Genomic DNA, 13313 nt, shown 5'->3' with positions numbered 1-13313 from the left:
TTCACCGGCGCGTCGCCTGGGGGTCGGCCGGCGTCCACTTGCCGTGACAACACTCCTGCCGGTGAAACACACCCGGATCGCCGCCACCGCCGGAGCGGTCGCGCTGAGCCTGCTCGCCACGGGCGTCGCGGACGCCAGCACCGACCCCGGCTACCGCACACACCGCGGCCAGCCCGTGACCGTGACCGCGAGACAGACGATCGTGTCGCACACCGCCCCCGCGCACGGAACGGTTGCCCGTGACCAGGACGGCACGCTGCGCTACACCCCGGCCCCCGGCTTCACCGGCACGGACTCCTTCACCTACACCGAAACCGACGCGGTGCGGCTGTACGACACCAAGCTGCCGCCGTTAGGCGTGGTCGGCGGCGTGCCGATCACCGCCGGGGCCTACGGCTCCTCGCTGGCCCCGGTCCCGGGCAGCCGCGACGAGTTCTACGGCCTGACCGACCGCGGCCCCAACGTGGACGGCCCCAACGGCGTCAAGATCGAGCCGTTGCCGGGCTTCGACCCGGCCATCGGCAAGTTCCGCCTGGTGAACGGGAAGGCGGTGCTGGAGCGCACGATCCCGTTGCGGGCCAAGGCCGGCACGCCGTACTCGGGCCGGGTCAGCACCGCCGCCAACACCGGCGAGACGATCCTGGACCTCAACGGCAACCCGCTGCCGGCCGATCCGAACGGCTACGACTCGGAAGGCCTGGTCGCGCTGCCCGACGGCACGTTCTGGGTGTCCGACGAGTACGGCCCGTTCATCACCCACTTCGACCGCAACGGCCGTGCGCTACAACGGCTTTCGCCGTTCGACGGCTCGCTGCCGGCCGAGCTGGCCAACCGCGTGCCGAACAAGGGCATGGAGGGCCTGACCGTCACGCCGGACGGCCGCACCCTGGTCGGCATCATGCAGTCGGCGTTGCAGCAGCCGGACCTGACCAAGAAGCCCGGCAACGTGACCACGCTGCGCATCGTCACCTACGACCTGCGCACCCGCGCCACGCACGAATACCTCTATCTGCTGGACGATCCCAAGACCACCAGCGGCGCGGTCAGCGAGATCACCGCGCTGAGCGACACCACATTCCTGGTCGACGAGCGGGACGGCAAGCCGGAGCCCGGGGCGTACAAGAAGCTGTTCATGATCGACCTGACCGGGGCCACCGACGTCGGCCCGAAGGCCGCCGGCTACGACGGGACCAGGGGCGGCCTGCTGGTCGGCCCGAACAAGGCCACCATCGACGCCTACGTCGGCGCCGACGACACCAGGACCGCCACCGCCGACCTGGCCAAGGTCGGCATCACTCCGGTGGGCAAGACCCTGGACGTCGACCTCGGCGGCCTGCTCACCGGCCTCGACCCGACCGGCGGCTTCTTCGGCCACGACAAGATCGAAGGCGTCGCCACCACCGACCACGGCCGCACCATCGTCGTCAGCAACGACAGCGACTTCGGCGTCGACGGCGTCACCAACACCGCGCCGCCGTTCCAGCTGCACGCCAAGGTGACGCCGGCCGGCGTCCAGGACGACGGCGAGTACCTGGCCATCGACACCCGCAAGCTGCCGGCCCAGACCAGGACCGTCACCGTGACCATCTCGGTGCGTTGATCCTGCCGCCGGCAGCCACCGCTGCGTGTGACCCTCCGGGGCGGCCGGCGTTTCCCTCGTCAGGGCAGGGTTTTCGCCACCCATCGGGCCCGCTGCTCGTGCTCGATCAGCAGCGCCGGATCGTCGCCGAGTCGTTCCGCCATGGCCGCGACGAGCTCCCGGTCGAACTCGGCCAGCGCCGCGAGCCACTGTCTCATTGGAACGGTCGCGGTGACGGCGATGTCGTCGCCGCGCCAGGGCGTGACCCGGTCGAGCGGCGTGAGTCGGAACCGAAACCGCACGCCAGTCATCCCATGGTCCGAGGTATAGTCGCCGGGGAGACCGGCGGCTGATGCCGGCCGCGTCTCCCCTCTGGACGCGGCCGGCACCGGCGGTGCTGACGCATCGCCTGCGTCGGACATACTGCCCAGCCGGGCTTCACTGAACCTTCGCCGAACCTTGAATCGGCGTTTGGATCAAGGTCGCCGCGGGCAGCTGGTCGAACTCCGCCAACTGCTGCCGTATCCGCGTCGCGTCCGAGCCGCGGTGCTGGGCCTCGAACAACGTGAGGGCCCGTCGCCAGGTCGAGGCGGCCTCGGCTTGCTGGCCGAGCGCGGACAGCGAGCGGCCGAGGATGTCGAGGGTGTTGGCCAGCTCGTAGAGATTGCCGAGCTGGGTGAACAGGGCCGCCGCCTCACGACAGTGCCGCACGGCCTCGTCGTGCCGGCCGAGGTTGTGCTCGATGAAGCCGAGGCTGTCCAAGGTGTCGGCCTCGACCTCGACGTTTCCCTCGCACCGGCCGGCGGTCAGGGCGGCGTTGCAGTACTCCAGCGCCTGCTCGTACTGGCCGGCGCGGGCCTTGTACCAGCCGACGAGGTTGAGCGAGTTGGCGTCCACGTCGGCCTTGGGCAGCAGGTGCAGCGCGCGCTCGGCGTGCAGCAGCGCCTCGGCGTCGCGGCCCTGACGGGCGCAGACCCAGGCGAACGACTGGTGGTTGAGCGACAGCTCGGCCGGGTCGTCGGCGCGTTCGGCCACCTCGACGGCCTGCCGCAGCTGGGCCACGGCCCGGTCGTGCTCCTTGGCCCGCGCGAAGGCCAGGCCGAGTCGCCGGTGGGCCTGGCTGATCATGCCGAGATCGTCGAGCGCCCGGGCGGCGGCCAGCGCCATCCGCCACGTCTCGACGTTGTCGGCCACATGCCCGCGTCGCCACTGGAACGTGCCCAGCGACCAGGCCAGCCGCCAGGTCCCGGCGTGATCGCCGGCGGCGGCCAGCGCCGTGAGCATGGCAAGGGTGGTGGCGTGCTCGGCCTCCAGCCAGTCCAGCGCGTGGGCGACGTCGCGATGCTTGCGCGGCAGGCAGGACGGCGGCAGCGCCGACAGCTCGATCGCCGGCCGGTCCGGATCCAGCAGCCGCTCGCCCGCGTAGGCGGTGTGGATGTAGAAGTCGCGGAGTCGTCGCGACGCCTGCCTCCGCTGGGCCTCATCGAGCTCACGATGCGCCTGCTCGTTGGCGTACAAGGAGATCAGGTCGTGCATCCGGTAGCGCCCGGGCAGGTGCTGCTGCACCAGATGGGCCGCTTCCAGTTCCCGCAGCCCGATCATGGCCACGGGGGCGGCGGAGCCGAACAGACTCGCCGCCGCCGTCGCGCTGATGTCCGGGCCGGGGGCCAGCCCCAGCTGGCAGAACATCAGCGCGGCGTCGTCGCTCAGCGCGCTGTACGAGGCGGTGAACGCCGCGCGCAGGTTCGCCGCCAGCTCGCCGACGTCGAGGGCGTCCAGCCGGGTCGAGGCCGACGCCATCTCGTCCGCGACCGCGGCCAGGCCGAAGTCGGGGTGGCCGGCGGCGCGGGCGGCGACGATGCCGAGCGCCAGCGGGAGCCCGGCGCAGTGCCGGACCAGGTCGTCGATCGCGGCCGACTCGGCGGCGACCTTGGCCGGCCCGAGCCGGCGGGTGAGCAGTGCTCGGGCGTCGGCCGGATCGAACCCGCCCAGGGCCAGCGGCTGCGCCCCGTGCGCGGCGACCAGGCCGCCGAGCCGGTGCCGGCTCGTCACCAACACCGTGCAGGTGGCGCCGCCGGGCAGCAGCGGCGCGACCTGGGCGGTGTCGCGGGCGTTGTCGAGCACGATCAACATCCGCCGGTCGGCCACCAGGCCGCGGAACAGGCCGAGCTGGGATTCCACGTCGGCCGGAATGGCCTCGGCCGGCACGCCGAGCGCGTCGAGGAAGCGCCGCACGGCGGCCGCGGTCGTCACCGGCTCGCCGGACGGGTCGAAGCCGCCGAGGTTGACGAACAGCTGGCCGTCCGGGTACAGGTCCAGGTTGCGGTACGCCCATTGCAGCGCGAGGTAGGTCTTGCCGATGCCGCCCATGCCGCCGATGGTCGAGATCACCACCGGCGAGCCGGAGCCGATCGCCTGGTCCAGCCGGGCCAGTTCGTCGGTGCGCCCGGTGAACCAGTGCGGCGCCGCGGGCAGCTGGCGGGGAATCGCGTTCACCGTCACGGGCGTGCCCGGCGCGGCGAGGACGTCGAGGTGGGCCTGACGCAGCTGCCGTCCGGGATCGACGCCGAGCTCGTCGGCAAGCCGCTTGCGGGTCAGCTCGTAGTGTTCGAGGGCGTCCGCCTGGCGACCGCTGTGGTACAGCGCGAGCATCAGCAGCCCGGCCAGTCGCTCGTCCAGCGGATGCCTCGTCGCCAGCGCCGACAGCGCCGGCAGCAGCTCGGCATGTCGGCCGCGGCGCAGCGCGACTTCGGCGTGGTCGAGCTGGACCGCCAGCCGCTCGGTCGCCAACTCCCCGCGCAGCGCCGCGAACCACGGCGTGTCCAGGTCCATCACGGCCTCGCCGCGCCACAGGCCGAGCGCCTGGTCGTACAGGGCGAGGACCTCGTCGTCGGACTTGCCGGACCGGGCCTCGGCCACCAGGGCGCGGAACCGGTGCAGGTCGACGGCGCCGTCGCCCACGGTGAGGACGTAGCCGCCGGAGCGCCGCTCGATCGCCACGCCCAGGGCCTCGAACGTGCGCCTCAATCGCGAGAGGTAGCCGTAGAGCACCTTGTGGCCGCTGCTGGGCAGCCGCTCCGCCCAGACCCGGTCGGCCAGCTGCTCCAGCGAGGTCGGCTGGCCGGCCCCGACCGCGAGCGCCGCCAGCACGCACCGTTGCCGTACGGGGCCGAGATCGAGTGGCCGGCCGTCGGCCGTCGCTTCGACGGTGCCGAGCAGCCGCAGCTCGACCGCCATGGATCGCCCCCATTCGCGCCCTTGTCGCGTCCATCGTCGCGCACCATGGCCAGCGGATTCCAGTTTTGCCGAAGAATCCGTGAAGCAGCCGGTCGGGGGACCGCGTCAGCAGGCTCGGTACCGGCCGTTGTCGCGGAGGAAGACGCCGCGGGCCACCAGGTCGTTCAGCAGCTCCCGCAGCAGCGCGGGCGAGGTGGAGGTCTGCCGAGCCAGGTCGCCGGCGCTGGTCCAGTCGGCGGCCCGCTCGGCCAGGCCGAGGGTCTTGATCACGTCGGTCAGCTCGCGCACGGCCGGAACCTAGCAGGTGCTACCCCCGGGTTGCACTTGAGGGGAATGACGTGCAACCTGTAGGTAGCACCTGAAGAGGAGAGGCAGACAGTGGACGACATCGAGCGCGAGATCGTCATTCACGCCCCGGCGGCCCGGGTCTGGGCCCTGGTCAGCGAGGCCGGTTGGTGGATCGGCGACGGCGACCGCGGCGGGCAGACCCGCAGCCGCGAGGCCGACGACATTGACGTGGTGACAGACCCCCGCTACGGGACCTTCCGGATTCGCACCGAAAAGGCCGAACCGCACAGTTATCTCGCGTACCGTTGGCTGGACGACGGGAACGAGCGCGCCACCACCCTCGTGGAGTTCTGGCTGTCCGAGGCCGACGGCGTGACCACGCTGAAGGTGGTGGAGAGCGGCTTCGTCTCGACCGAGCACCGGGACGGCAACATCAGGGGATGGCGCATGCAGTTGGACCTCGCGAAGGCCGAATGTGAGCGTTGACGCCGTGCTCGTCGCGCTGGCCGACCCGACCCGCCGCCAGCTGCTGGACGTGCTGGCCGAGCTCGGGCAGGCCAGCGCGACCACCCTCGGCGCGCGGCTGCCGGTCAGCCGGCAGGCCGTGATGAAGCACCTGCTGGTGCTGGAGCAGGCCGGCCTGGTCAGCGGCTGGCGCGACGGCCGCCAGGTGCTCTACCAGGTCGAGCCCGGCCCGCTGGAGACCACCTCCCGCCACCTGGCCGGCCTGGCCTCGGTCTGGGACCGCCGGCTGACCATGATCAAGCGCCTCGCCGAGACCGAGTCCACTTAGGACACGTTGTCGGCCAACGGGTTCACGGCTCGACCAGGCGGCGGACGGCCGCGGCGACGGTGTCGCGCGTGCGGTCCCCGGAGGGCAGCGCGGCGATGTGCTGGATCAGGGCGACGAGTTCCTCGGCGGTGAAGCGGTCGGAGACCGTGCCGGCGGCCTGGGCGGCGCGGACGGCGTCGACCTTGGCGTCGGTGGACTTCACGGCCAGCGGGGTGGCCAGCGCGGCCTCGCCGCGCTCCAGGCGGTACCAGGTGACCAGGCGGGCGACCTCGGGGTTGGCCTGGTGGGAGTCGTAGAGCCGGGCGGCGTAGCCGGGCAGGTCGTCGGCGTCGATGGGCACGGTGCTGACGATGGTGCGCACGATCTGCTCGAAGACGGCGTCGAACAGCTCGTCCTTGCCCTTGAAGTAGGTGTAGGCCAGGCCGGCGCTGCACCCGGCGCGCTTGGCGACCTGGTCCATCCGCGCGCCGCTGATGCCGTGCGCGGCGAACTCGGTCAGGGCGGCGTCGAGCAGCTGCTGCCGCTTGGCCTCGGGGTCGCGCGTCGCCATGCGACCAGGGTAATTGAGTGAACGTTCAGTTGCCAAGCCGGCGGCGGCCGGCGAAGCCCAGGTCGTCGCGGTGGTACCAGGCCAGCTCCCGGTCGCCCTCCAGCCAGCACAGCAGCACCGGCACTCCGTCGAGCTCGGCCGGGAAGTCGACCAGCAGCGGGGCCAGGCCCTTGAGCTCGGCCCCGGTCTGCTGCACCACGGTCATCAGCTCGTCCAGCCGGGCCTGCGCGGCCTTCCACTCGGGCAGCCCGCCGATCGAGGTCGGCGGGCCGCCGAGCACGAGCGAGGCGGCCACCTCGGCGGCGTCGGCCCGCAGCGCCACGATCTCGTCCAGAACCGGCAGAAGCCGGGCCAGCTCGTCCCGCGCCTGCCCGACAGTGAACAATCCCATGCGTCCAGCCTGGCAGATGGTGCATCCTTCACTGATGTCGCGTGTCGCGCCCCGGATCCTGGCGTTGGCGGCGCTGCTGCTGCTCGCGGTGGTCGCCGCCCGCGGCGCGACGTCGTTCCAGCTCACGCCGTTGCGGCTGACGCCGGCCACCCCGACCGCCACCGCGCCGCCGGCGCCGCCCCCGCTGCCGCAGGACAACCAGACCGGCGGCCCGCTGGCCTGGGTGATCATGCTCCTGGGCGTCGTGGGCCTGTTGTTGGCCGTGGCCACCATCATCACCCTGCTCACGCTCATCCAACGGCGTGGCCGCACCCGGACGCTGGTGGCCGCCCAGAACGGCGACCGGGAGGCCGACGGCGGGGCCTACGGCTCGCTCGGATCCTTGGTGCAGGCCGGAAAGCGGGCGCTGGTGCGGTTGCGGGCCCGGGAGGGCGGCCCGCCGTCGGACCGGGTGATCGAGGCCTGGCTGGCCCTGGAGCGCGCGGCCGTCGAGACCGGCACCGAGCGGCAGCCGCACGAGACGCCGACCGAGTTCGTCGGCTCGGTCCTGGCCGGGCACGACGTGAGCCCCGATGCGCTGGACGACCTGCGCCGGCTCTACGGGCGGGCCCGGTTCGGGCCGGCCGGCGTGATGACCGACGCCGACGCCGAGGCCGCCGGCGACGCGCTCGACCGCATCATCGCCGACCTGGAGGCGGCCCGTTGACCTGGCTAGTGACCGGCGCGGCCGCCGTGGTCGCGTTCCTGTTCCAGTACATCGTGGTCGGCGTGCCGCTGCTGCCGTGGGCGGTGCTGATCACACTGGCCATCGCCGGCCTGGTGTTCGTGGGCGTGCGCATGCTGCCGGCGGTCGACCCGAGCTGGCAGCCGCTGCCCACCGGCTCGTCGGCCCCGATCGCCACCCACGCCAGCTCGCTCGGCGCGCGCCTGGCCGACGCCGAGACCGACCCGCACCGCTTCGTCACCAGGGTCCGGCCCCGGCTGCAAGCGTTGGCACTGGGGCGAATTCGCCGCCATCCCGGCTGCGGCGACATCGGGCTGGACGACCCCATGGCCCGTGAGCTGCTGGGCGAGGACCTGCACCGGCTGCTCACCGATCGGACCGCGGCCATGCCCAACCCGGCCCGGCTGGTGGAACTGTTGAACCGACTGGAGGAACTGTGACTGCTGTGGCCACCGCGAGCGACGCGGTGCTGGAGGCCGTCGGGCAGGTTGTCGTCGGCGGGCGTCGCACGCTGCGCCTGGCCCTGGCCGCGGTGCTGGCGGGCGGTCACGTGCTGCTGGAGGACGTGCCGGGGCTGGGCAAGACGTTGCTGGCCCGCAGCCTGGCCCAGGCGCTGGGCCTGGAGTTCCGCCGGCTCCAGTGCACGCCGGACATGCTGCCGGCCGACATCACCGGGTCCTTCCTCTACGACCCGTCGACCCGCGAGTTCGCCTTCCGCCCTGGCCCGGTGTTCGCCGGGCTGCTGCTGGCCGACGAGATCAACCGCACGCCGCCGAAGACGCAGTCGGCGTTGCTGGAGGCCATGCAGGAGAAGCAGGTCACCGTCGAGGGCCGCACCTTTCCGCTGCCCCGCCCGTTCCACGTGCTGGCCACCGCCAATCCCGTGGAATACGAGGGCACCTATCCGCTGCCGGAGGCGCAGCTGGACCGGTTCCTGCTCCGGCTGGACGTCGGCTATCCGCCGGCCGAGCAGGAGATCGAGGTGCTGCGCCGGCGGCTGGCCCGGCGGCGCGAGGAGACCGAGGTCGCCCCGGTGGTGGACGCGGCCGGGCTGGCCGAGCTCCAGGCCGAGGTGGAGAAGGTCGCGGTGGACGAGGACATCCTGCGCTACTGCGTGGATCTGGTGGCGGCGACCCGGGCCCACCCGGCGGTGGAGGTCGGCGCGTCGCCCCGCGGCTCGCTCGCGCTGACCCTTGTCGCCCGCGCTCTGTCCGTTGTGGACGGTCGTGATCACGTGCTTCCGGAGGATGTCAAGGAGTGCGCGGTCGCGGCGCTCGCGCACCGGCTGGTGCTGCGGCCGGAGACGTGGACATCGGGCGTCACCGGCGTGCAGGTGGTGACCGAGCTGCTGGGCAAGGTGCCGGGGCCGGCGAGCACGCGATGAGCACCCGGGCGGAGCGGATTCGCTCGGCGCTTCGCGGCGGCCGCAACGAAACCTGGCACGGCACCGAGACCATGCGCCGCGCCCTGCTGCTCGGGGTCGGGCTGGTCGTGGTCGGCGTGATCATGCACAAGGCCGAGCTGGTGCTGATCGGCGCGCCGCTGCTGATCTCCGGCGTGCTGGCCGTGCGAGCGGCGCCATCGGGCGTGCCCGCGGTGCAGGTGACGCCGCCGCCGCGTACGGCCGAGAGCACCGACACCACATCGGTCGTCGTCGAGATCGAGCCCGGCGAGAACGCCGAGCTGCTGGCCATTCGCTTGCCCACCAAGGGAGTCAAGGGCCCGGGCGTGGTGCACCTGCTGCCGGCGTCGGTGCGGCGGGTGTCCGCGCCGCTGCGCCGCTCGGCCTGGGGCGTCGGCGTCGACGTGCGGGTCGACCACCTGCTGGCCGGACCGGACGCGATGGTCGTGCACGGGCCGATGGTCGGCAGCGACATGAGCCGAATCGTGTTGCCGCCGTTGGACAAGCTGCCGGTCGGGCCACTGCCGCCGCGACCGGCCGGGCTGGTCGGCGCGCACCGCTCCCGCCGTCCCGGCGACGGCGTCGAGCTGCGGGACATCCGGCCGTTCCAGCCGGGGGACCGGCTGCGCGGCATCGACTGGCGGGTTTCCCTGCGCAGCGACAACGGCGAGTTGTCCGTACGCGAACGACACGCCACCGCCGACGCCGACATCGTGCTGGCGCTGGACACCCGGTCCGATGTGGTGCCGGACCTGTCCGAGTGGTCGGTGTCCCTGCTCGGCTCGACCGTCCGCCCCGGCGGCAGCCTCGACACCTCGGTGCGGGCCGCCGTGTCCCTCGCCGCCAGCTACCTGCGGCTGGGGGACCGGGTCGGGCTGGTCGACCTCGGCCGGCCGCAACTCGGGCTCGCGCCCGCCGTCGGCCGCCGGCAACTTCTGCGGCTGCGCAACCAGATCGTCGTGTGCGCGGCCAACGCCGGCTGGTCGCCCGCGCCCGTGCTGGCCGAGCGTCAGGTGCCCTCCGGGGCCGTCGTGGTGATGCTGTCGCCCTTCCTCGACGACGCCATCGTGCAGACCGCCGTGCACGCCGCCCGGCGCGGAAACCGTGTGCTGGCCGTCGATGTCCTGCCGTCCGGGCTCATCGCCGACCGATCCGACCGGTGGGGCGAGGTCGTGCGGCGGATGCTGCTGCTGGAGCACAGCGCCCGGCTCACCGCCCTGCGGGACCGGGGCGTGGCCGTGATGTCCTGGTCGGATGGCGGCTCCGTCGCCGACCTGCTGCGCCGGATCCGCCGATGACCCTCGACCTGCGCCCGGGCCTGCCCGGCTGGCTGCTGCGGGCCGCGATCGGCCTGCTCGGCGTGCTGGTGGTCATCGTGCTCGCCGGGCAGGGGCTCGGCTTCGCCATGCAGGTCGTGCTCCTCCTGGTGGTCGCCGTCTCCGTCGCCCTGCCCAGCTCCCCGGCCATGACCGTGCTCATCGGCGCCGCCGCCGTCGCCACCGCCTTCCTGGACGGCGCCGACGTCAGCGTCTCGGCCGTGCTGCTGATTCCCTTGCTGCACCTGGGCCACATGCTCTCCGCCATCGCCGCCGTGCTGCCCCTCGACTCCCGGCTGCACCTCTCCGCCTTCCGCCGACCCCTGCGCCGCTACCTGCTCATCCAGGTCGCCGTCCTCGCCCTCGTCGTCGTCGCCGTGCTGCTGCCCGCCGGCCGGATCGACCCCCTCGTCGAAGCCGCCGGCTTCCTCGCCGCCGCCGGCATCGCCCTGCTCGCCCTGCCCCGCAACTGACCTGCCTGCCGGTGGCCGCCGCACGTGAGTGGCCTACTTGGCCTCCAGGCGCACCTAAGCCACTCACGTGCCTCCTTCCTCACCACGTGAGTGGCTTGGGTGGCTGTTGGGCGCAAGTGAGCCACTCAGGTGCCCCCGGTGGTCTCTCGGGCGCAGGGCGTTGACACGTGCCGCCCGTCACACTAATTTTCCCGACGTATTTCGAGAATGTGAAGCTGGTTCGCATATGTGAAACTGGAGGCGGGGATGTCGATCAACCGCAGGGATCTGCTCCGGTACGGCGTCGCCGCGGGCGTCTCCACGGCGGCGGTCGGCACGCTGGCGGCCGGCACCGGAGTGGCCGCGGCCGCGGGCAGCGCCGCGCCGGTCACCGACGCCGAGAAGATCATCGCCGCCTACCGGGAGCTCCAGGTCGGACGCAACCTGCCGTCGCCGGAGAGAACCGGAGCGGTGAAGGCGCTCGACGAGGTCGCCCTCCAGTACGACTCGACCATGAACATCGCCGGCGACCAGCTGTGGACCGACCTCAAGGTCGGCCCGGGCAGCGACTACTTCCCGACGATGTACTACCGGCTGCGCACCATCGCGGTGAACTACGCGACGCCCGGCTCGGCCCTGTCGACCAAGCCCGGCCAGGCCGCGCGCATCGCCACCGCGCTGGAGACGCTGTACCGCACCGAGTACAACGAGAACGTCGGCGAGATCGGCAACTGGTACTCGTACGAGATCGGCGTGCCGTACTGGCTGATCCAGACCCTGGTGTGCATGCGCGACCAGCTGGCCGACGCCGACCTCCAGCGCTACCTGCGTCCGGTGCTGCGCTTCAACAACGACCCGAACTTCCGCACCGCCACCAAGGGCCTGGTCGAGACCGGCGCCAACCGCGCCGACAAGTCGCTGATCAGCATCGTGGCCGGCGCGCTCGGCGGCGACTCGCAGCGCATCGTGAGCGCGCTCGCGGCCGTCACCGACCAGGCCGGCGGCGGCGCGGCCAACCTGGTCGCCCGGGTGACCAAGAGCGACGGCTACCACACCGACGGCTCGTTCATCCAGCACGACGTCGTGCCCTACCCCGGCCACTACGGCCTGGTGCTGCTCACCGCGGCGGCCGGCATCATCCACGTCACCGACGGCACCGCGACCCAGCTTTCCGCCGACGTGAAGCAGAAGTTCTACGACACCGTGGCCGACGTGTACGCGCCCTTCGTGGCCTCCGGCGCGATGATGGAGCCGGTGCGCGGCCGCATGCTGTCCCGGCAGGGCGAGACCGGCTACGACGCCGGCCACCAGCTCACCGCCGCCGTCGTGCTGCTGGCCCGGCACGCCACCGGAAACACCCGCAAGCAGCTGGTCTCCCTGGCCACCAAGTGGATCAAGGAAGGTCAGTGGGCCCCGTACTTCAAGGTGGAGAACCTGGTCCGGTTCTCCGGTGGCCTGCAGATGGTCGGCGTGCCCGAGGTGGAGTTCGCCAAGGAACTGTCCACAAGGGACGCCGCGCACACCGTGTCGTCGCACCGGATCTTCCCGCAGCAGGACCGGATGGTGCACATCACGCCGACCTGGTCGGCCTCGCTCGGCGTCGGCTCCCCCCGGATCTGCCGCTACGAGTCCATCAACGGCCAGAACCTGCACGGCTGGTACGTCGGCGACGGCGTGCTGTACACCTTCCTGCCCGGCGACCAGGGCAACTACAGCGACGCCTACTGGCCGACCGTGGACGCCACCGCGCTGCCCGGCACCACCGAGAAGGACGCCACCCCGCCCGCGCTCCAGGCCACCCCGATCACCACCACCCCGTGGGTCGGCGGCTCGCGCTGGGACGACCGGCACGGCGCGTTCGGGCTGGACTTCCTGTCCCAGGACGGAACCCTGTCGGCCAAGAAGTCGTGGTTTTTCACCCCCGACGGCGTCGTCTGCCTCGGCGCCGGCATCACCGACGCCACCGGCGCGCACGTGCGGACCACCGTGGAGAACCGCAGCCTCGGCGAGAACGGCACCCGCCGCCTGACCGCCCAGCGGCACTGGCTGCACCTCGACGGCGTCGCCGGCTACGTCCTGCTCGACGACGCTTCCGTTGTCACGTCACGGGAAGACCGCACCGGCACCTGGTTCGGCGTGGACACCGGGGCCAACACCCACGGCACCACCGTGCCGTACACGCGGCGGTTCCAGAAGATCCTCATCGACCACGGCCCCAACCCCAAGGGCGCTTCCTACGCCTACGCCGTGCTGCCCGGCGCCACGCCGTGGGAGACCGCCGGGGCCCGCGGCCGGTACCGCGTGCTGGCCAACACCGCTGCCGTGCAAGCGGTTCAGCTCGACTCCGACATCACCGGCGCCAACTTCTGGGCCGCCGCCACCGTCGGACGCGTCTCGGTCTCCGCCCCGGCCTCGGTGTTGTGGTCCCGGGGTCGGGGCGGCTGGAACTTCGCCCTGTCCGACCCCACCCAGCTCCAGACCTCCGTCACCGTCAAGGTCGCCGGCGTCGGCAGCCACACCGTCGACGTCACCGGCTCCCTCGGCGCCACCCACACCTTCAAGATCGGCTGGTGACCTCACG

Annotated in this window: 14 protein-coding genes; 9 read left to right on the top strand and 5 right to left on the bottom strand. The window is 72.4% G+C overall.

Going from position 1 to position 13313, the window contains the following annotated elements; genetic code table 11:
- Nucleotides 1–61: 61 nt before the first annotated feature.
- Entirely contained in the window at nt 62–1600 is a 1539-nt protein-coding gene (locus ACIG5F_RS32525) for an esterase-like activity of phytase family protein (RefSeq protein ID WP_396523748.1), read from the top strand.
- A 59-nt stretch (nt 1601–1659) separates the two neighbouring features.
- Here the strand turns inward: ACIG5F_RS32525 and ACIG5F_RS32520 are convergent, their stop codons facing one another.
- From ACIG5F_RS32520 to ACIG5F_RS32510, 3 genes are all read right to left on the bottom strand, one after another.
- Nucleotides 1660–1881 carry a hypothetical protein gene (locus ACIG5F_RS32520; RefSeq protein WP_396523747.1) on the bottom strand — a complete coding sequence of 74 codons (222 nt, stop codon included), beginning with the start codon at nt 1879–1881 and terminating at the stop codon, nt 1660–1662.
- Nucleotides 1882–2017: 136 nt separating this feature from the next.
- Nucleotides 2018–4816, bottom strand: coding sequence for a BTAD domain-containing putative transcriptional regulator (locus ACIG5F_RS32515; protein ID WP_396523746.1), 2799 nt, complete (start codon nt 4814–4816; stop codon nt 2018–2020).
- A 105-nt stretch (nt 4817–4921) separates the two neighbouring features.
- Nucleotides 4922–5104 carry a hypothetical protein gene (locus ACIG5F_RS32510; RefSeq protein ID WP_396523745.1) on the bottom strand — a complete coding sequence of 61 codons (183 nt, stop codon included), beginning with the start codon at nt 5102–5104 and terminating at the stop codon, nt 4922–4924.
- A 90-nt stretch (nt 5105–5194) separates the two neighbouring features.
- On the opposite strand from ACIG5F_RS32510, the gene ACIG5F_RS32505 reads away from it, so the two are divergent.
- Both ACIG5F_RS32505 and ACIG5F_RS32500 read left to right on the top strand, forming a co-directional pair.
- Nucleotides 5195–5590: an SRPBCC domain-containing protein gene (locus ACIG5F_RS32505; RefSeq protein WP_396523744.1), complete on the top strand. Its 396-nt coding sequence runs from the start codon at nt 5195–5197 to the stop codon at nt 5588–5590.
- The gene (locus ACIG5F_RS32500; protein ID WP_396523743.1) at nt 5580–5897 is read left to right on the top strand and encodes an ArsR/SmtB family transcription factor; all 318 of its coding nucleotides are present in this window, start codon (nt 5580–5582) and stop codon (nt 5895–5897) included. Before ACIG5F_RS32505 ends, ACIG5F_RS32500 begins: the two co-directional genes overlap by 11 nt.
- 22 nt (nt 5898–5919) lie before the next feature.
- On the opposite strand, the gene ACIG5F_RS32495 is transcribed toward ACIG5F_RS32500, so the two are convergent.
- Together ACIG5F_RS32495 and ACIG5F_RS32490 are read right to left on the bottom strand one after the other, a co-directional pair.
- Nucleotides 5920–6447, bottom strand: coding sequence for a TetR family transcriptional regulator (locus ACIG5F_RS32495; RefSeq protein WP_396523742.1), 528 nt, complete (start codon nt 6445–6447; stop codon nt 5920–5922).
- 25 nt (nt 6448–6472) lie between these two features.
- Entirely contained in the window at nt 6473–6838 is a 366-nt protein-coding gene (locus ACIG5F_RS32490) for a DUF2203 domain-containing protein (protein WP_396523741.1), read from the bottom strand.
- A 34-nt stretch (nt 6839–6872) separates the two neighbouring features.
- Here ACIG5F_RS32490 and ACIG5F_RS32485 point away from each other — a divergent pair, with 34 nt between their 5' ends.
- The 6 genes from ACIG5F_RS32485 (at nt 6873) to ACIG5F_RS32460 (ending at nt 13306) form a co-directional block, all read left to right on the top strand.
- Entirely contained in the window at nt 6873–7544 is a 672-nt protein-coding gene (locus tag ACIG5F_RS32485; RefSeq protein WP_396523740.1) for a DUF4129 domain-containing protein, read from the top strand.
- Nucleotides 7541–8002 (top strand): hypothetical protein, encoded by a 462-nt coding sequence (locus ACIG5F_RS32480; protein WP_396523739.1) that lies wholly within the window; start codon nt 7541–7543, stop codon nt 8000–8002. Before ACIG5F_RS32485 ends, ACIG5F_RS32480 begins: the two co-directional genes overlap by 4 nt.
- Nucleotides 7999–8946, top strand: coding sequence for an AAA family ATPase (locus tag ACIG5F_RS32475; RefSeq protein WP_396523738.1), 948 nt, complete (start codon nt 7999–8001; stop codon nt 8944–8946). Before ACIG5F_RS32480 ends, ACIG5F_RS32475 begins: the two co-directional genes overlap by 4 nt.
- Nucleotides 8943–10262 (top strand): DUF58 domain-containing protein, encoded by a 1320-nt coding sequence (locus ACIG5F_RS32470; RefSeq protein ID WP_396523737.1) that lies wholly within the window; start codon nt 8943–8945, stop codon nt 10260–10262. The genes ACIG5F_RS32475 and ACIG5F_RS32470 overlap by 4 nt, the downstream gene beginning before the upstream one ends.
- Nucleotides 10259–10753, top strand: a complete 495-nt coding sequence (locus ACIG5F_RS32465; protein WP_396523736.1) for a hypothetical protein — start codon at nt 10259–10261, stop codon at nt 10751–10753. The genes ACIG5F_RS32470 and ACIG5F_RS32465 overlap by 4 nt, the downstream gene beginning before the upstream one ends.
- Nucleotides 10754–10999: 246 nt before the next feature.
- Nucleotides 11000–13306, top strand: coding sequence for a polysaccharide lyase 8 family protein (locus ACIG5F_RS32460; protein WP_396523735.1), 2307 nt, complete (start codon nt 11000–11002; stop codon nt 13304–13306).
- The last annotated feature ends 7 nt before the right edge of the window (nt 13307–13313 follow it).

Origin of the sequence: Kutzneria sp. NPDC052558 (assembly GCF_044547355.1) — a bacterium.
GTDB lineage: Bacteria > Actinomycetota > Actinomycetes > Mycobacteriales > Pseudonocardiaceae > Kutzneria.
The sequence above is the reverse complement of the archived record's forward strand: the minus strand, read 5'-3'. Positions and strand labels throughout refer to the sequence as shown.